Raw genomic sequence first — 19,031 nt, forward strand, 5'->3', positions numbered from 1 at the left:
GAATGGTTTATTTATGGCGATTCATAAAGCGACGTAAACCCCAGGTGAAGGCCATCGCCATACTGAAGAGAATGAACAGCAACACCACCCAGCTGATGGAGATGCGCAGCAGCGTGCCGGGGGTCATAAACGGCTGCAGATACACGGTGAAGGACTGCGCGGGTGATTTTCCCAGCAGTTCATAAACGTTATCGGTGAGCCACACGCCGACCCGGCAGAACAACCAGATAATCGCAGGCCAGCAGAGCAGCACCAGAAAGGTAAAGCGCTCCTGAATGTAAGTGAAGAGCTGGCGCAATGGCGACCAGTTAAGCAGGATTTTCATTTCTATTCTCATTTGCCAGCCGAGAACCAGCATATGTCTCGCAAGGTATTTCGGGCAGCATCCATACAGGCAATCATCCCCCTTTGTATATCAAATTTGCTGCCATACAAACCAGATCAAGTTAACAAAGTGTTAATGATAAAGCTCATTTAGACAAAAACAGGGAAGAAGCATACCGTTCGCCACAATACATCCGGAAGCGAAGTATCCAGTCACGGAAATATTTTTTCTGAAGCGTAAACGCGTTATTTTGTGGGAGGAAGAGGCCGCATCATTATTTTACCGGGGCACAATATAATGGCGCTGAAATAAAGAAATAATATTAATCGTAGCTGCTGATAATTATTTTCCGACTTGTATCATCCGGTAAATTCACTATCCGGTTGACCCTGCCACAAGCATTCGTCACGCTATTTTGCGAAGCAATAAAGGCGGTGCTGCGCACCTTGTCCGGCCACAGGGACGTAGCCCCGTGTCGGATCCGTAGCCCCGGTAAGCGCAGCGCCACCGGGGAGACATACCGGCACGCTGGCCGGACGACAGAAACGCAAAAAGCCCATCCGGCAGGATGGGCTCTTCACTTGTTTGATGCCTGGCAGTTCCCTACTCTCACATGGGGAGACCCCACACTACCATCGGCGCTACGGCGTTTCACTTCTGAGTTCGGCATGGGGTCAGGTGGGACCACCGCGCTAGTGCCGCCAGGCAAATTCTTTGTGCTCGTCCTGTGTCTTTTGCGCTCATACTGCGTTGGCTGCTCTCGCGAGTGTCAGTCACATACTTATGTATGCTCCTTCCATCGCGTCGTTTGCCGCCTTGTCTCAGCGCAAAATCCTTCGGACTCTGAATCAGAGCTGAAAATTCTCAAATCCGCCAAAACATCTTCGGCGTTGTAAGGTTAAGCCTCACGGTTCATTAGTACCGGTTAGCTCAACGCATCGCTGCGCTTACACACCCGGCCTATCAACGTCATCGTCTTTAACGTTCCTTCAGGAGACTTAAAGTCTCAGGGAGAACTCATCTCGGGGCAAGTTTCGTGCTTAGATGCTTTCAGCACTTATCTCTTCCGCATTTAGCTACCGGGCAGTGCCATTGGCATGACAACCCGAACACCAGTGATGCGTCCACTCCGGTCCTCTCGTACTAGGAGCAGCCCCCCTCAATTCTCCAGCGCCCACGGCAGATAGGGACCGAACTGTCTCACGACGTTCTAAACCCAGCTCGCGTACCACTTTAAATGGCGAACAGCCATACCCTTGGGACCTACTTCAGCCCCAGGATGTGATGAGCCGACATCGAGGTGCCAAACACCGCCGTCGATATGAACTCTTGGGCGGTATCAGCCTGTTATCCCCGGAGTACCTTTTATCCGTTGAGCGATGGCCCTTCCATTCAGAACCACCGGATCACTATGACCTGCTTTCGCACCTGCTCGCGCCGTCACGCTCGCAGTCAAGCTAGCTTATGCCATTGCACTAACCTCCTGATGTCCGACCAGGATTAGCTAACCTTCGTGCTCCTCCGTTACGCTTTGGGAGGAGACCGCCCCAGTCAAACTACCCACCAGACACTGTCCGCAACCCCGGTAAGGGGCCAACGTTAGAACATCAAACATTAAAGGGTGGTATTTCAAGGTTGGCTCCACGCAGACTGGCGTCCACGCTTCAAAGCCTCCCACCTATCCTACACATCAAGGCTCAATGTTCAGTGTCAAGCTATAGTAAAGGTTCACGGGGTCTTTCCGTCTTGCCGCGGGTACACTGCATCTTCACAGCGAGTTCAATTTCACTGAGTCTCGGGTGGAGACAGCCTGGCCATCATTACGCCATTCGTGCAGGTCGGAACTTACCCGACAAGGAATTTCGCTACCTTAGGACCGTTATAGTTACGGCCGCCGTTTACCGGGGCTTCGATCAAGAGCTTCTCCTTACGGATAACCCCATCAATTAACCTTCCGGCACCGGGCAGGCGTCACACCGTATACGTCCACTTTCGTGTTTGCACAGTGCTGTGTTTTTAATAAACAGTTGCAGCCAGCTGGTATCTTCGACTGGTCTCAGCTCCATCCGCAGGGACTTCACCTACACACCAGCGTGCCTTCTCCCGAAGTTACGGCACCATTTTGCCTAGTTCCTTCACCCGAGTTCTCTCAAGCGCCTTGGTATTCTCTACCTGACCACCTGTGTCGGTTTGGGGTACGATTTGATGTTACCTGATGCTTAGAGGCTTTTCCTGGAAGCAGGGCATTTGTTACTTCAGCACCGTAGTGCCTCGTCATCACACCTCAGCCTTGATTATCCGGATTTGCCTGGACAACCAGCCTACATGCTTAAACCGGGACAACCGTCGCCCGGCTAACATAGCCTTCTCCGTCCCCCCTTCGCAGTAACACCAAGTACAGGAATATTAACCTGTTTCCCATCGACTACGCCTTTCGGCCTCGCCTTAGGGGTCGACTCACCCTGCCCCGATTAACGTTGGACAGGAACCCTTGGTCTTCCGGCGAGCGGGCTTTTCACCCGCTTTATCGTTACTTATGTCAGCATTCGCACTTCTGATACCTCCAGCAACCCTCACAGGTCACCTTCGCAGGCTTACAGAACGCTCCCCTACCCAACAACACATAGTGTCGCTGCCGCAGCTTCGGTGCATGGTTTAGCCCCGTTACATCTTCCGCGCAGGCCGACTCGACCAGTGAGCTATTACGCTTTCTTTAAATGATGGCTGCTTCTAAGCCAACATCCTGGCTGTCTGTGCCTTCCCACATCGTTTCCCACTTAACCATGACTTTGGGACCTTGCTGGCGGTCTGGGTTGTTTCCCTCTTCACGACGGACGTTAGCACCCGCCGTGTGTCTCCCGTGATAACATTCTTCGGTATTCGTAGTTTGCATCGGGTTGGTAAGTCGGGATGACCCCCTAGCCGAAACAGTGCTCTACCCCCGAAGATGAATTCACGAGGCGCTACCTAAATAGCTTTCGGGGAGAACCAGCTATCTCCCGGTTTGATTGGCCTTTCACCCCCAGCCACAAGTCATCCGCTAATTTTTCAACATTAGTCGGTTCGGTCCTCCAGTTAGTGTTACCCAACCTTCAACCTGCCCATGGCTAGATCACCGGGTTTCGGGTCTATACCCTGCAACTTAACGCCCAGTTAAGACTCGGTTTCCCTGCGGCTCCCCTATACGGTTAACCTTGCTACAGAATATAAGTCGCTGACCCATTATACAAAAGGTACGCAGTCACACCCGAAGGTGCTCCCACTGCTTGTACGTACACGGTTTCAGGTTCTTTTTCACTCCCCTCGCCGGGGTTCTTTTCGCCTTTCCCTCACGGTACTGGTTCACTATCGGTCAGTCAGGAGTATTTAGCCTTGGAGGATGGTCCCCCCATATTCAGACAGGATACCACGTGTCCCGCCCTACTCTTCGAGTTCACAACCTGTGCATTTTGGTGTACGGGACTATCACCCTGTACCGTCGGACTTTCCAGACCGTTCCACTAACACACAAGCTGATTCAGACTCTGGGCTGCTCCCCGTTCGCTCGCCGCTACTGGGGGAATCTCGGTTGATTTCTTTTCCTCGGGGTACTTAGATGTTTCAGTTCCCCCGGTTCGCCTCGTTAACCTATGTATTCAGTTAACGATAGTGTGACGAATCACACTGGGTTTCCCCATTCGGACATCGCCGGTTATAACGGTTCATATCACCTTACCGACGCTTTTCGCAGATTAGCACGTCCTTCATCGCCTCTGACTGCCAGGGCATCCACCGTGTACGCTTAGTCGCTTAACCTCACAACCCGAAGATGTTTCACTTCTGATTGCGAAAATTTGAGAGACTCGAACACACATTGACTGTGTGTCGTTTCAATTTTCAGCTTGATCCAGATTTTTAAAGAGCAAATATCTCAAACGTCACCCGAAGATGAGTTTTGAGATACATCGGCACGCGTCTTTCACTCACGAACCAGCAAGTGGCGTCCCCTAGGGGATTCGAACCCCTGTTACCGCCGTGAAAGGGCGGTGTCCTGGGCCTCTAGACGAAGGGGACACTGAAGTCTCAATCGCAAGACGCCTTGCTTCTTTACGTTCATCAGACAATCTGTGTGAGCACTACAAAGGCAGGTTCTTTAAGGTAAGGAGGTGATCCAACCGCAGGTTCCCCTACGGTTACCTTGTTACGACTTCACCCCAGTCATGAATCACAAAGTGGTAAGCGCCCTCCCGAAGGTTAAGCTACCTACTTCTTTTGCAACCCACTCCCATGGTGTGACGGGCGGTGTGTACAAGGCCCGGGAACGTATTCACCGTAGCATTCTGATCTACGATTACTAGCGATTCCGACTTCATGGAGTCGAGTTGCAGACTCCAATCCGGACTACGACATACTTTATGAGGTCCGCTTGCTCTCGCGAGGTCGCTTCTCTTTGTATATGCCATTGTAGCACGTGTGTAGCCCTGGTCGTAAGGGCCATGATGACTTGACGTCATCCCCACCTTCCTCCAGTTTATCACTGGCAGTCTCCTTTGAGTTCCCGGCCGGACCGCTGGCAACAAAGGATAAGGGTTGCGCTCGTTGCGGGACTTAACCCAACATTTCACAACACGAGCTGACGACAGCCATGCAGCACCTGTCTCACAGTTCCCGAAGGCACCAATCCATCTCTGGAAAGTTCTGTGGATGTCAAGACCAGGTAAGGTTCTTCGCGTTGCATCGAATTAAACCACATGCTCCACCGCTTGTGCGGGCCCCCGTCAATTCATTTGAGTTTTAACCTTGCGGCCGTACTCCCCAGGCGGTCGATTTAACGCGTTAGCTCCGGAAGCCACGCCTCAAGGGCACAACCTCCAAATCGACATCGTTTACGGCGTGGACTACCAGGGTATCTAATCCTGTTTGCTCCCCACGCTTTCGCACCTGAGCGTCAGTCTTTGTCCAGGGGGCCGCCTTCGCCACCGGTATTCCTCCAGATCTCTACGCATTTCACCGCTACACCTGGAATTCTACCCCCCTCTACAAGACTCTAGCCTGCCAGTTTCGAATGCAGTTCCCAGGTTAAGCCCGGGGATTTCACATCCGACTTGACAGACCGCCTGCGTGCGCTTTACGCCCAGTAATTCCGATTAACGCTTGCACCCTCCGTATTACCGCGGCTGCTGGCACGGAGTTAGCCGGTGCTTCTTCTGCGGGTAACGTCAATCGCCAAGGTTATTAACCTTAACGCCTTCCTCCCCGCTGAAAGTGCTTTACAACCCGAAGGCCTTCTTCACACACGCGGCATGGCTGCATCAGGCTTGCGCCCATTGTGCAATATTCCCCACTGCTGCCTCCCGTAGGAGTCTGGACCGTGTCTCAGTTCCAGTGTGGCTGGTCATCCTCTCAGACCAGCTAGGGATCGTCGCCTAGGTGAGCCGTTACCCCACCTACTAGCTAATCCCATCTGGGCACATCTGATGGCATGAGGCCCGAAGGTCCCCCACTTTGGTCTTGCGACATTATGCGGTATTAGCTACCGTTTCCAGTAGTTATCCCCCTCCATCAGGCAGTTTCCCAGACATTACTCACCCGTCCGCCGCTCGTCACCCGAGAGCAAGCTCTCTGTGCTACCGCTCGACTTGCATGTGTTAGGCCTGCCGCCAGCGTTCAATCTGAGCCATGATCAAACTCTTCAATTTAAGTTTGATGCTCAAAGAATTAAACTTCGTAATGAATTACGTGTTCACTCTTGAGACTTGGTATTCATTTTTCGTCCGAGGACGTTAAGAATCCATGTCACTTTGAGTGCCCACACAGATTGTCTGATAAATTGTTAAAGAGCAGTTGCGACGCGCTTTAGCGCTCTGTCGCGAGGTGGCGTATATTACGCTTTCCTCTTTCAGAGTCAACCCGTTTTTCAGGATTTTTCTCTGCAACCGAACCGGCTGTTTGTGTGAAGTGATTCACATCTGCCGTGTCAGTGGGAGCGCATTATAGGGAGTTCGCCGGAAGTAGCAAGCGTTAAAATAGAAAAATCTTATCGACCGCTCATTATTTGAACTTTTCGCTAATTCATCTTCTTACCATTAAAGGCGCAATCCCAGTGTTCATGCGGCCTGCAGCGCAATTTACGCTAAGTTCGGTTTTTGGCGAAAATGTGATTTTTCTCTCTTACCCAACGCCATTATCGCGCCGATGGTGAATTAAGCACCACTCTTGACCCACGACAATGCGCCCGCCCGGCCCTCATTTCTATAATCAGGCCCGTTTCTTCTTACTGGTAATAATCGATGGCTTATCAACTCAACATTAACTGGCCCGAGTTTTTAGAAAAATACTGGCAGAAACAGCCGGTGGTATTAAAAAACGCGTTTCCGGACTTCGTCGACCCGATTACTCCGGACGAGCTGGCCGGATTAGCCATGGAGCCGGAAGTCGACAGCCGGCTGGTCAGCCTGAAAAACGGCAAATGGCAGGCCAGCAATGGTCCTTTTGAACATTTCGACGGGCTGGGCAAAACCGGTTGGTCCCTGCTGGCCCAGGCGGTAAACCACTGGCATATGCCGGCCGCCGAGCTGGTGCGCCCGTTCCGCGTACTGCCGGACTGGCGCCTGGACGACCTGATGATCTCCTTCTCCGTCCCCGGCGGCGGTGTCGGCCCGCATATCGATCAGTATGACGTCTTTATTATTCAGGGCATGGGCAGCCGCCGGTGGCGCGTGGGTGACAAGCTGCCGATGCGTCAGTTCTGTCCGCATCCGGCACTGCTGCACGTCGATCCGTTCCCACCGATCATTGATGAAGATCTGCAGCCGGGCGACATCCTCTATATTCCACCGGGATTCCCGCACGACGGCATAACCCACGAAACCGCCCTGAACTACTCCGTCGGCTTCCGCGGGCCAAACGGCCGCGACCTGATCAGCAGCTTCGCCGACTATGTGCTGGAGAACGATCTCGGCGGCGAGCACTACAGCGATCCGGACCTTACCTGCCGCGAGCATCCGGGCCGGGTTGAAGAGTATGAACTCGAACGTCTGCGCACCATGATGATCGATATGATTCGCCAACCGGAAGACTTCAAGCAGTGGTTCGGCAGTTTCGTCACCACCCCGCGTCACGAGCTGGATATTGCGCCGGCGGAACCACCGTATGAAGAAGAGGAAGTGGTCGATGCGCTGCTGGGTGGTGAAAAGCTTTCCCGCCTGAGCGGCCTGCGCGTTCTGCATATCGGCGACAGCTTTTTCGTGCATAGCGAACAACTCGACACCACCGATGCCGAAGCGCTGGATGCGCTGTGTCGCTATACCTCATTAGGCCAGGAAGAGCTCGGCAGCGGCCTGCAGAATCCGGCGTTCGTGAGCGAACTGACGCGGCTGATTAATCAGGGCTACTGGTACTTCGAAGAGTAAGAGAGTCGCGATACTGCGGGCAGCCGCCTGGCGCTGCCCGGTTTCTTTTATGACTCATCGTCAGTAAAGAGCTGTTCAATCGATTTGGTCGGATAAAACAGTAAGTTACTATTTTCATCCACGAGCTGTATAAACCCCAGACGAAGATAGAATGCTTTAGCCTTCTCATTAAGGGCTTCAACAAACAATCCGTAGATGCCAACGGCTTTAGACGCTCCCCACACCACTCGCATCGCATGGGCAACCAACATCTCTCCCCAGCCCTGCCCCTGAACAGATTTATCAATGGCCAGCCGCCCGAGGGTTACGCTTGGCGCATTTTGATACGGGATTTTCTTTTGCTGAGTTTTAGACGGCAACATGCCTCGCTCGAAACAACTCCCCGATAAGGTGTAATAACCCAGCAACCTGGGAACGGTATCCCCGGAGACCAGCGCATAACCCCTTAAGATTTGTCCATCGTGCTGCCGCTTGAGGTGCTCTTTTAAAAACGTATTCAGCGCTTCCTCGCCGCAATCAAATCCAGTGATATCGTAGCTGAACGCATCGGCAATCATCTCAATCGTCAGTTGCTGCTCCATTAGCTCTACCTTACCTGGTTTGTAGACGCTTCGCTGCACGTTTCAGTCGATCATTCGGGGCTGGCGGTTGGGTAATCGCCTCCATCACCAGGCTCCATGATTGCTCACTGAGGACCATTCTGCGGTGCTGCTCAATCACTTCCGCAGCACGTTCTGAGGCACTGGCAACCACAAACTGGGTAATCGTCTGATTCGAAATTGCCGCAGCTTCCTCGATGATGCTCTTATCATCATCGGTTAATCTCAAATCTATACGCTGCTTTTTAAGTGCGGGCATACGTTATCTCCGGCCTGTTGCAAACTTCATGTACGGTTATTTTCCGTACATTTAATATAGCGACAGAAAGCCACATACTCAACTATCACTCGCGGATTGCGCCTATTTCGGCAACACCACAATAAACCGCGTCGAGCGCAGATCGGACTGCGCCGCCACGCTGCCGTGGTGGGCTCCGACAATCGATTTCACAATCGCCAGGCCGATGCCGCTGCCCTCCCCTTTGCGCTGGCGCGAGGGGTCGACGCGATAGAAACGGTCAAACAGGCGCGGCAGATGCTCGGCGGCAATCGGCGTACCGGGGTTCTCCACCACCAGGCGTACCGTCTCCGCGCTTTCGCTCAACTGGATGGTCACCGCCTGCCCGGCAGGCGTGTAGCGGATCGCATTCGACAGCAGGTTGCTGATCGCTCGCCGCAGCATCAGCGGATCGCCCGTCACCCGGCAGGGGCTACCGACAAAACGCAGCGCCACCGCCTTCTCTTCCGCCCACGCCTCGAAAAACTCAAACACCTTATGCACTTCCTCGGCCAGATCCAGCGCCTGTTGCTCAGGGATCAGCTGGTTATTATCCGCCTGAGCGAGGAACAGCATATCGCTGACCATCCGCGACATCCGCGAGAACTCTTCGAGATTGGAATACAACACCTCTTCCAGCTCCTGCTGGCTGCGGCTCTGGCTTAAGGCGATTTCGGTTTGCGTCACCAGGTTGGTAATCGGCGTGCGGATTTCATGGGCGATATCGGCGGAGAAGTTGGACTGGCGGGTAAAGACATCCTCTATGCGCTCCAGCATATGGTTAAACGACAGCGCCAGCCGCTCCAGCTCGACAGGCACCGCCTGCGGGTCAAGGCGCACATCGAGATCCCGCGAGGTAATATTCTGGATCTGGCGACTGATCTGGCGGATCGGCTTATGCCCCTGGTAGACCACAAACAGCACGATGGCGATGATCAGCAAACTAATTATCGACGCCGCGGAGATCAGCTTCGCTTTCAGCTCATTAATATAGTGCAGGTGAAAATCGATGGATAAGGCCATCAGCAGGTGGTACGCCGGTTTACCGTCCGCCTGCTTGCCCAGCGGCAGCATGATCAGCCGCCAGGCGCGGGTTTCCATTGGATGATTATCGTGCGCCATTGCCCGCGGCTGCGGGTCGGTCCATGAAATCACATTCCCGTCGCGGAGCTGCATCGCCAGCCCCGGCGTACTCAGCATATGGCTGAGATCCGGCCCGTTGGGCGACTGGAAGAGAATATTGCCCTGGCCATCGTCCAGGCAGATGAAGACGTTGGCGTAGCCCGCAATGATATTCTTCACGATCTCCAGCCGCCGCGCCGGCGGGTAGTCAGCGTGGTCGAGGACCGTCTCCAGGGTGGTGCTGAGCTGTCTGAGATCGTGAACGTCGCGCTCTTCAAAGTGGGCCTTCACCGAATGGATCATGATCCAGGTGAAGGCGAAGAAAGCAATGATGGTGGCGAGGCTAATAAAGAAGGTCAGCCGGGTGGCCAGGGAAAAGGGGCGCTTAGCGGCCATCCGGCACCTCAAGCATGTAGCCGACGCCGCGCACGGTCTGGATGAGCTTCGGCTCGAAGTCGTTATCAATTTTGGCGCGCAGCCGCTTCACCGCCACGTCGATGGCGTTAGTGTCGCTGTCGAAATTCATATCCCACACCTGCGAAGCAATTAACGAACGCGGCAGCACCTCGCCCTGATGACGCAGGAAGAACTCCAGCAGCGTGAATTCCTTACTGGTCAGGGTGATGCGGGTGGCACCGCGCGTCACCTTGCGGCTGACCAAATCGACGCTGAGATCGGCCGCCTGAAACTGGCTTTCGACGATGACCGCCGCCCCGCGGCGCAGCAGAGTACGCACCCGCGCCAGCAGCTCCGCAAAGGCGAACGGTTTTACCAGATAGTCGTCAGCGCCCAGCTCCAGCCCCTTCACCCGATGCTCAATGGTGCCCAACGCGGTAAGCAGCAGGATCGGCATGCCTTTCCCGGCGGCGCGCAGCATGCGCACGATATCCCAACCGTTCACATCCGGCAGCATGATGTCGAGGATCAGCAGATCGTAATCGCTGGTCATCGCCAGGTGATAGCCGTTGAGGCCGTTATCGGCCAGGTCGACGACGAAGCCGGCCTCGGTGAGCCCTTTGGTCAGGTACTCTCCGGTTTTCTTCTCATCTTCGACAATCAAAATCTTCACGGCAGGCTCCTTCACGCGCGCTTTGTGCGGGTATTCAATTTTAGAGGAGCGCCTCCGGATAGCAATGAAATATCAGGAAAATGACAGCTTTGTCATTTTCCCGTCACGCCCTGAACAGAGCCCGCTACGTAAAGTAGCCGCCATGGATAAATCGTCGAAACTTCTGCCGCCATGCGTTCAATACAGCTACTTACCCTCAGCGTGATATTTGCCTTAACCGGCTGTCTCTCGCTCGCTCCGGACTACCAGCGCCCCGCAGCGCCGGTACCGCAGCAGTTCTCTCTCAGCCAGAACAAGCTGGTTACTGCAACAGCGGGCTACCAGGAGACCGGCTGGCGCACCTTTTTCGTCGACCCGCAGGTGAAAAGCCTGATTAGCACTGCGCTGGCCAACAACCGCGATCTGCGGATGGCGACGCTGAAAGTGCAGGAAGCCCGCGCCCAGTACCGGGTTACCGACGCCGACCGCTACCCGCAATTGAACGGTGACGGCAGCACCACCTATGGCGGCAAGCTTAAAGGCGACACCACCACCAGCAGCGATTATACCGCCGGCTTAAACCTCAGCTACGACCTCGATTTCTTTGGCCGGCTGAAAAACCTTAGCGAGGCCGACCGACAGAACTTCTTCGCCAGCGAAGAGGCGCGGCGCGCAGTGCATATCCTGTTGATTGCTAACGTTTCACAAAGCTACTTCAACCAGCGGCTGGCGGCAGCGCAGCTGCAGGTGGCCAACGATACCTTACAGAACTATCAGCAGTCTTACGCCTTCGTTGAAAAACAGCTGCTGACCGGGAGCACCACCGTGCTGGCGCTGGAGCAGGCGCGCGGCATGATCGAAAGCACCCGCGCCGATATCGCCAAACGTCAGGGCCAGCTGGCGCAGGCCAATAACGCCCTGCAACTGCTGCTCGGCAGCTATCAGCGCCTGCCGGACGATAGCGCCAGCAGCGCGGTAGACCTGCAAGGCGTAACCCTGCCGCCATCGCTCTCCTCAGCGATCCTGCTGCAGCGGCCAGATATTCTGGAAGCCGAACACAGCCTGCAAGCGGCCAACGCCAACATCGGCGCCGCGCGGGCGGCCTTCTTCCCGTCGATCACCCTGACCAGCTCGCTCTCCGGCAGCAGCAGCGAACTCTCCAGCCTGTTTAACGCCAGCGGCGCGATGTGGAACTTCATTCCCAAAATCGAACTGCCGATTTTCAACGCCGGGCGTAATCAGGCCAGCCTCGATCTGGCGGAGATCCGCCAGCAGCAGCAGGTGGTCAACTATGAACAAAAAATCCAGTCCGCCTTTAAAGAGGTGGCCGACGCGCTGGCCCTGCGCCAAAGCCTGGCCGATCAGATTGCCGCCCAGCAGCGCTATCTCGCTTCACTAAATATCACCCTGCAGCGCGCCACCGCGCTCTATCGTCACGGCGCGGTCAGCTACATCGAAGTCCTGAGCGCCCAGCGCGATATTTTCACCACCCGACAAACCCTGCTGGAACTCAACTATTCCCGTCAGGCTAATGAAATCACCCTGTTCACCGCCCTCGGCGGCGGCTGGATGGAATAACCCAAGGAGTCCCGAACATGAATTCACTATCTAAAATCGCCCTGTTCACCCTGCTCTCTGGCGCGGTGTTCGCCGCCCAGGCCGCCGCCCCGCACGCCGGTATGGCGATGCACGAGCAGCCCGCCGCCGCGCAGGCGCAAAGCATCAGCGGCAAAGGCGTCATTAAAGCTATTGATATGGATAACAAAAAAATCACTATCGCCCACGAGGCCATCCCGGCGGTGAACTGGCCGCCGATGACCATGCGCTTCACCATCACCCCGCAGACGCAGCTCAACAATGTGAAGGATGGCGACAGCGTGGATTTCACCTTCGTTCAGCAGGGCAACCTGTCGCTGCTGCAGGATATCCGCGCCCAATAACGGCCCGGCGACGGTAGGCCCCTCAACAACTGAATGGACGACACATGGCATCCCTGACACTTAAAAATACGGCGTTGATCCTCGGCAGCATGCTGATTGGCGGCGCGCTTACCGCGGCGCTGTACGCCCGATGGGCTCCGACCCACTCTGCCGCTCCGGCGGCCGAGCAGCAGCGTAAAGTGCTGTTCTGGTACGATCCGATGTACCCGAACACCCGCTTCGATAAACCGGGTAAATCGCCGTTTATGGATATGGATCTGGTGCCGAAATACGCCGATGAGGAGCATGCCGCCGCCGGTGCGCCGGGGGTGCGTATCGACCCGACGCAGACCCAGAATCTTGGGGTGAAAACCACCGCCGTCACCCGCGGGCCGCTGCGCTACGCTCAGACCTTCCCGGCCAATATCAGCTATAACGAGTACCAGTATGTGATTATGCAGGCGCGGGCGGCGGGCTTTATCAATAAAGTCTATCCGTTGACCGTCGGCGACAAAGTCAAGCAAGGCACGCCGCTGCTCGAGCTGACCATCCCGGACTGGGTGGAAGCGCAGAGCGAATATCTGCTATTGCAGGAGACCGGGGGCACCGCTACGCAGGTCGAGGGGATCCTCGAGCGTCTACGTCTCGCCGGAATGCCGGACGACGATATCCGCCGCCTGGAAGCCACGCGTAAAATCCAGACCCGCTTTACTCTCAAAGCACCGATCGATGGCGTTATTACCGCCTTCGATCTGCGCGCCGGAATGAACATCGCCAAAGATAACGTGGTGGCGAAAATTCAGGGCATGGACCCGGTATGGGTCAGCGTGGCGGTCCCGGAATCCATCGCCTGGCTGATTAAAGACGCCTCGCAGTTCAGCATTCAGGTTCCCGCCTGGCCGGGCAAAACCTTCCGCATCAGCAAATGGACCCTTCTCCCCAGCGTCGATAGCGCCACCCGAACCCTGCAGCTGCGCCTGCAGGTCAACAACCCGGATGAAGCGCTGAAGCCGGGGATGAACGCCTATCTGCAACTGACCAGCGAAAGCGAACCGATGCTGCTGATCCCCTCCAAAGCGCTGATCGACAGCGGCAGCGAGCAGCGAGTGATTACCGTGGATAACGAGGGCCGCTTCGTGCCGAAAATCGTGCAGGTATTCCATGAGTCCAATGGCGTCACGGCCATTCGCAGCGGTCTGCAGGAGGGTGAAAAAGTCGTCGCCAGCGGCCTGTTCCTGATCGACTCGGAGGCCAATATCGCCGGCGCGCTGGAGCGCATGCGCGCGCAGGCCCCTGATGCCGCGGCCTCTGCCGCCCACGCGCACTAAGGAACGGAACCATGATTGAATGGATTATCCGCCGCTCGGTGGCCAACCGCTTCCTGGTGATGATGGCGGCGCTGTTTCTCAGCATCTGGGGAACCTGGACCATCATCCACACCCCGGTAGACGCCCTGCCGGATCTCTCTGATGTACAAGTGATCGTCAAAACCCGCTATCCGGGACAGGCGCCGCAGATCGTCGAAAACCAGGTCACCTGGCCGCTGACCACCACCATGCTGTCGGTCCCCGGCGCCAAAACGGTTCGCGGCTTCTCGCAATTCGGCGACTCCTACGTGTACGTGATTTTTGAAGACGGCACCGATCCTTACTGGGCGCGCTCGCGGGTGCTGGAGTATCTCAACCAGGTACAGGGCAAACTTCCCGCCGGGGTCAGCGCCGAAATGGGCCCGGACGCCACCGGCGTCGGCTGGGTCTTCGAGTACGCGCTGGTCGACCGCAGCGGCAAGCACGACCTCGCCGAACTGCGCTCCCTACAGGACTGGTTCTTAAAATATGAGCTGAAAACCATCCCTAACGTCTCGGAAGTGGCGTCGGTGGGCGGCGTGGTCAAGGAGTATCAGATTGTCGTCGACCCGATGAAGCTGACCCAGTACGGCATCAGTCTCGGCGAAGTGAAATCGGCGCTGGACGCCTCTAACCAGGAGGCGGGCGGCTCTTCCGTCGAACTGGCGGAAGCCGAATATATGGTGCGCGCCAGCGGCTACCTGCAGACGCTCGACGACTTCAAAAATATCGTGCTGAAAACCGGGGATAACGGCGTGCCGGTCTATCTCGGCGACGTCGCGCGGGTGCAGATTGGCCCGGAGATGCGCCGCGGTATCGCCGAGCTTAACGGCGAGGGCGAAGTGGCCGGCGGCGTGGTGATCCTGCGCTCCGGCAAGAACGCCCGCGAGGTGATCTCGGCGGTCAAAGAGAAGCTGGCGTCGCTGCAAAGCAGCCTGCCGGAAGGGGTGGAAGTGGTCACCACCTACGACCGCAGCCAGCTTATCGACCGCGCCATCGATAACCTCAGCTACAAGCTGCTGGAAGAGTTTATCGTCGTCGCCCTGGTCTGCGCCCTGTTCCTGTGGCACGTGCGCTCGGCGCTGGTGGCGATTATCTCCCTGCCGCTCGGCCTGTGCTTCGCCTTTATCATGATGCATTTCCAGGGGCTCAACGCCAACATCATGTCGCTGGGCGGGATCGCCATTGCGGTGGGGGCGATGGTCGATGCCGCCATCGTGATGATTGAGAACGCCCATAAGCGGCTGGAGGAGTGGGAGCATAAGCACCCGGGAGAGAAGCTCAGCAACGACATCCGCTGGAAAATCATTACCGAGGCCTCGGTGGAGGTTGGCCCGGCGCTGTTTATCAGCCTGCTGATCATCACCCTGTCGTTTATCCCGATTTTCACCCTCGAAGGCCAGGAGGGCAAACTGTTCGGCCCGCTGGCCTTCACCAAAACCTGGTCGATGGCCGGGGCGGCGCTGCTGGCGATCGTGGCGATCCCGATCCTGATGGGCTTCTGGATCCGCGGCAGGATCCCGGCGGAGAGCAGCAATCCGCTGAACCGCTTTTTGATCCGCATTTATCACCCGCTGCTGCTGAAGGTCCTGCACTGGCCGCAGACCACCCTGCTGATCGCGCTCCTGTCGATCCTGACGGTTGTCTGGCCGCTTAACCGGGTCGGCGGCGAGTTTCTGCCGCAGATCAACGAGGGCGACCTGCTGTATATGCCGTCCACGCTGCCGGGGATCTCCGCTGCGCAGGCGGCGGATATGCTGCAGAAAACCGATAAGCTGATCATGGCGGTGCCGGAAGTGGCCCGGGTGTTCGGCAAAACCGGCAAGGCCGAAACCGCCACCGACTCGGCGCCGCTGGAGATGGTGGAGACCACGATTCAGCTCAAGCCGCAGGATCAGTGGCGGCCGGGGATGACCATGGAGAAGATCGTCGACGAGCTGGATAAAACCGTGCGCCTGCCGGGACTGGCGAACCTGTGGGTACCGCCGATCCGCAACCGCATCGACATGCTCTCCACCGGCATCAAGAGCCCGATTGGCATTAAAGTTTCCGGCACTAACCTGGCCGATATCGACGCCATCGCCGGGCAAATTGAAGTGGTGGCGCGCACCGTGCCGGGAGTCACGTCGGCATTAGCCGAGCGGCTGGTCGGCGGGCGCTACCTCACCATTGATATTCATCGTGAGAAGGCGGCCCGCTACGGGATGACCGTCGGCGACGTGCAGTTGTTCGTCTCGTCCGCCATCGGCGGGGCGATGGTTGGCGAAACAGTGGAGGGCGTCGAGCGCTATCCGATCAACATCCGCTACCCGCAGAGCTATCGCAACAGCCCGGAGACCCTGCGCCAGCTGCCGATCCTCACGCCGCTGAAGCAACAGATTGTCCTCGGCGACGTGGCTGAGGTGAAAGTGGTCACCGGACCATCGATGCTGAAGACCGAGAACGCCCGCCCGACCAGTTGGATCTACATCGACGCCCGCGACCGCGACATGGTGTCGGTAGTGCACGATCTGCAGCAGGCCATCGGCAAGGAGGTGAAGCTGAAGCCGGGCATCAGTGTGTCCTACTCCGGGCAGTTTGAGCTGCTGGAGCGCGCCAATCAGAAGCTGAAGCTGATGGTGCCGATGACGCTGATGATTATCTTCGTGCTGCTGTATCTGGCGTTCCGCCGCGTCGGCGAAGCACTGCTGATTATCACCAGCGTGCCGTTCGCCCTCGTCGGCGGGATCTGGTTCCTCTACTGGATGGGGTTCCATCTGTCGGTGGCCACCGGGACCGGCTTTATCGCCCTGGCCGGGGTGGCGGCGGAGTTTGGCGTGGTGATGCTGATGTACCTGCGCCATGCCATTGAGGCCGAGCCATCGCTGGAGAATCCGCAGACTTTCAGCGTCGATAAGCTCGACGAGGCGCTGTACCAGGGGGCGGTGCTGCGCGTTCGGCCGAAGGCGATGACCGTGGCGGTGATTATCGCCGGCCTGCTGCCGATTTTATGGGGCACCGGCGCCGGTTCGGAAGTCATGAGCCGTATCGCCGCGCCGATGATTGGCGGGATGATCACCGCCCCGCTGCTGTCGCTGTTTATCATTCCGGCGGCGTATAAGCTGATGTGGCTGTATCGGCATCGGGGCAAGCGTAGCCAATAGCCCGCCGCGTTTACGCCGGTCCGGGAAATTGGCTATAGTGGCGCCATTCTTCTGGCCGGCGTGAACGTCCCTATGAATCTGAACCTGGTATGTTATTCCCTGCTGCTGCTCACCGCCGTGGGCAGCGCCCTGCTGCCCTACCCGCTGGCGATGTGGTTTTTACTGAGCAGCCTTCTGACATGGCTTATCTATGGTGCCGACAAGCTGGCGGCGCGCAAAGCCTGGCGCCGGGTGCCGGAAACCACGCTGCTGGTGCTGGGCCTGGCGGGAGGCTGGCCGGGGGCCATCCTCGGCCAGCAGTGCTTTCGCCATAAAACGCAAAAGCAGCCCTTCCGGACGTGGTTTTTCATCAGCGTAGCGCTCAACGTGGCGGCGCTGGCCGGGCTGTACGTGGTTTATACCCATCTGCTCAGCCGCTAAGCGGCGAGGCTAGCGCGGCGTCTGGCGGATCCACACCAGGCGATCGACGTCAAAGCCCAGCTCGCGCGCGGTATTCAGGTAATCCTGCTTCACCGCCGCCGGAATGGTGGGGGTGCGCGACAGGATCCACAGATAGTCACGGTTGGGGCCGCTGACCAGCGCGTACTGGTAGTCGTCGTCCAGGCGGATCACGTTATAGCCGCCGTAGAATGGCCCGAAGAACGACACCTTCAGCGCCGCGGTGGTGGGGGCGCCGGTGAAATAGGCTTTCCCGTCGCTCTCATTCCAGCGTTTTTTGACCGGGTCATAACCGCGGTTGACGACGCTGATCCCCCCATCGCTGCGGGCGCCGTAGGTGGCGGTCACCTGCTCCAGGCCTCGCTCGAAGCGATTCTCCAGGCGAGCGACCTCATACCATTTTCCGAGGTAACGGCTGGCGTCAAACCCGCTAATCGGCTGAACGCCTTTCGGCGGCGTGGGCGATTTACAGGCCACCAGGGTTAACGCGATAGCGACGCCAGTGACAACAGGCCATAGCTTCATGAGAACTCCTTTCATTTACGCGGTTGGGGAAAGTGTAGTGCAAAGCCACTACACTTCACGCCAGCCGTCGTGATTCGTAGTATATTGAGAATATTCTTTGTTAACAGGTGGCCTCCATGCCTTACTCCATCGGCGAATTTGCCCGACTATGCGGGATAAATGCGACCACGCTTCGCGCCTGGCAGCGCCGCTACGGCCTGCTTAAGCCGCTGCGCACCGATGGTGGACACCGTCTGTACAGCGATGACGACGTCCAGCAGGCGCTGAAGATCCTCGACTGGGTGAAAAAAGGGGTGCCGGTCAGCCAGGTGAAACCCCTGCTGTCGCGCCCCGGCGCGCGGCGCACCAATAACTGGTTGACGCTGCAGGAGACCATGCTGCAGCGGCTGAAAGAGGGAAAAATCGAGTCCCTGCGCCAGCTGATCTACGACGCCGGGCGCGAATATCCGCGCCAGGAGCTGGTAACCGAAGTGCTGCGTCCGCTGCGCAGCCAGGTCTCCGCCAACGTGCCGGCCATCATGACGCTGCGCGAAATTCTCGACGGCATCATCATCGCCTATACCTCGTTTTGCCTCGAAGGCGACAAGAAGGCGCCCGGGGACAACTTTCTGATCACCGGCTGGCACCTGACCGACGCCTGCGAAATCTGGCTTGAGGCGCTCAAACGTACCGGCCAGGGCCATCGCATCGACGTCCTGCCGGTGCCTCCCGCCGCCCTGGCGCCGGAGATTTTTCCCCAGCGCAACTGGCTGCTGGTCACCAGCGGCAAACTCTCCGCTGCCCGCCAGAGGCAGGTCGAACTCTGGCAGCAGCAGGTCGTCTCCCTCGAGGTGATCCCGCTCTAACCCCCTGTTTTAACCTACATCCCCTCTCTGAGACGCCAGCGCCCGGTGGCGCG

General features: G+C 57.2%; 13 protein-coding genes, 1 tRNA gene and 3 rRNA genes. 7 read left to right on the plus strand and 10 right to left on the minus strand.

What is annotated here, in order from left to right; translation table 11 throughout:
* Window positions 1–7: 7 nt before the first annotated feature.
* The 5 genes from AB1E37_RS22245 to AB1E37_RS22265 form a co-directional block, all read right to left on the minus strand.
* Complete coding sequence (locus AB1E37_RS22245; RefSeq protein WP_002887322.1) at window positions 8–325, minus strand: hypothetical protein; 318 nt, start codon at window positions 323–325, stop codon at window positions 8–10.
* Window positions 326–915: 590 nt separating this feature from the next.
* Window positions 916–1,031, minus strand: a 5S ribosomal RNA gene (gene rrf, locus AB1E37_RS22250).
* 188 nt (window positions 1,032–1,219) lie between these two features.
* Window positions 1,220–4,120 (minus strand): 23S ribosomal RNA (locus AB1E37_RS22255).
* Between the two features lie 182 nt (window positions 4,121–4,302).
* A tRNA-Glu gene (locus AB1E37_RS22260) sits at window positions 4,303–4,378 on the minus strand.
* Between the two features lie 85 nt (window positions 4,379–4,463).
* Window positions 4,464–6,003: ribosomal RNA gene (locus AB1E37_RS22265) — 16S ribosomal RNA — on the minus strand.
* The 16S, 23S and 5S rRNA genes sit together here with 1 tRNA gene alongside, the layout of an rRNA operon.
* A gap of 591 nt (window positions 6,004–6,594) precedes the next feature.
* On the opposite strand from AB1E37_RS22265, the gene AB1E37_RS22270 reads away from it, so the two are divergent.
* Window positions 6,595–7,716 carry a cupin domain-containing protein gene (locus AB1E37_RS22270; protein WP_117116885.1) on the plus strand — a complete coding sequence of 374 codons (1,122 nt, stop codon included), beginning with the start codon at window positions 6,595–6,597 and terminating at the stop codon, window positions 7,714–7,716.
* Between the two features lie 47 nt (window positions 7,717–7,763).
* On the opposite strand, the gene kacT is transcribed toward AB1E37_RS22270, so the two are convergent.
* The 4 genes from kacT to cusR form a co-directional block, all read right to left on the minus strand.
* Window positions 7,764–8,297: a type II toxin-antitoxin system toxin KacT gene (gene kacT / locus AB1E37_RS22275; RefSeq protein WP_004178461.1), complete on the minus strand. Its 534-nt coding sequence runs from the start codon at window positions 8,295–8,297 to the stop codon at window positions 7,764–7,766.
* Between the two features lie 10 nt (window positions 8,298–8,307).
* A complete protein-coding gene (gene kacA / locus AB1E37_RS22280; RefSeq protein WP_004222378.1) occupies window positions 8,308–8,574 on the minus strand; it encodes a type II toxin-antitoxin system antitoxin KacA in 267 nt (88 codons plus the stop codon).
* A gap of 102 nt (window positions 8,575–8,676) precedes the next feature.
* Window positions 8,677–10,110 (minus strand): Cu(+)/Ag(+) sensor histidine kinase, encoded by a 1,434-nt coding sequence (locus AB1E37_RS22285; protein WP_004222374.1) that lies wholly within the window; start codon window positions 10,108–10,110, stop codon window positions 8,677–8,679.
* Complete coding sequence (gene cusR, locus AB1E37_RS22290; RefSeq protein WP_002887273.1) at window positions 10,100–10,783, minus strand: copper response regulator transcription factor CusR; 684 nt, start codon at window positions 10,781–10,783, stop codon at window positions 10,100–10,102. The genes AB1E37_RS22285 and cusR overlap by 11 nt, the downstream gene beginning before the upstream one ends.
* 171 nt (window positions 10,784–10,954) lie before the next feature.
* Between cusR and AB1E37_RS22295 the strand changes: the two genes are divergently transcribed.
* The 5 genes from AB1E37_RS22295 to AB1E37_RS22315 all read left to right on the plus strand — a co-directional run bounded on the left by AB1E37_RS22295 (window position 10,955) and on the right by AB1E37_RS22315 (window position 17,590).
* Window positions 10,955–12,340, plus strand: coding sequence for an efflux transporter outer membrane subunit (locus AB1E37_RS22295; protein ID WP_004222371.1), 1,386 nt, complete (start codon window positions 10,955–10,957; stop codon window positions 12,338–12,340).
* A 17-nt stretch (window positions 12,341–12,357) separates the two neighbouring features.
* Window positions 12,358–12,702, plus strand: a complete 345-nt coding sequence (gene cusF / locus AB1E37_RS22300; RefSeq protein ID WP_004222368.1) for a cation efflux system protein CusF — start codon at window positions 12,358–12,360, stop codon at window positions 12,700–12,702.
* Window positions 12,703–12,746: 44 nt separating this feature from the next.
* Window positions 12,747–14,009: an efflux RND transporter periplasmic adaptor subunit gene (locus tag AB1E37_RS22305; protein WP_032448235.1), complete on the plus strand. Its 1,263-nt coding sequence runs from the start codon at window positions 12,747–12,749 to the stop codon at window positions 14,007–14,009.
* Window positions 14,010–14,020: 11 nt separating this feature from the next.
* Window positions 14,021–17,170, plus strand: a complete 3,150-nt coding sequence (locus AB1E37_RS22310) for a CusA/CzcA family heavy metal efflux RND transporter (RefSeq protein ID WP_004222362.1) — start codon at window positions 14,021–14,023, stop codon at window positions 17,168–17,170.
* A gap of 72 nt (window positions 17,171–17,242) precedes the next feature.
* Window positions 17,243–17,590: a DUF1294 domain-containing protein gene (locus tag AB1E37_RS22315; RefSeq protein ID WP_004222358.1), complete on the plus strand. Its 348-nt coding sequence runs from the start codon at window positions 17,243–17,245 to the stop codon at window positions 17,588–17,590.
* A 9-nt stretch (window positions 17,591–17,599) separates the two neighbouring features.
* On the opposite strand, the gene AB1E37_RS22320 is transcribed toward AB1E37_RS22315, so the two are convergent.
* A complete protein-coding gene (locus AB1E37_RS22320) occupies window positions 17,600–18,133 on the minus strand; it encodes a lipocalin family protein (RefSeq protein ID WP_002887259.1) in 534 nt (177 codons plus the stop codon).
* 116 nt (window positions 18,134–18,249) lie between these two features.
* Between AB1E37_RS22320 and AB1E37_RS22325 the strand changes: the two genes are divergently transcribed.
* Complete coding sequence (locus tag AB1E37_RS22325; protein ID WP_002887258.1) at window positions 18,250–18,978, plus strand: MerR family transcriptional regulator; 729 nt, start codon at window positions 18,250–18,252, stop codon at window positions 18,976–18,978.
* Window positions 18,979–19,031: the final 53 nt, after the last annotated feature.

The sequence above is a fragment of the Klebsiella sp. Shm-1 genome, from assembly GCF_040804525.1.
In the GTDB taxonomy this organism is placed as follows: domain Bacteria; phylum Pseudomonadota; class Gammaproteobacteria; order Enterobacterales; family Enterobacteriaceae; genus Klebsiella; species Klebsiella pneumoniae.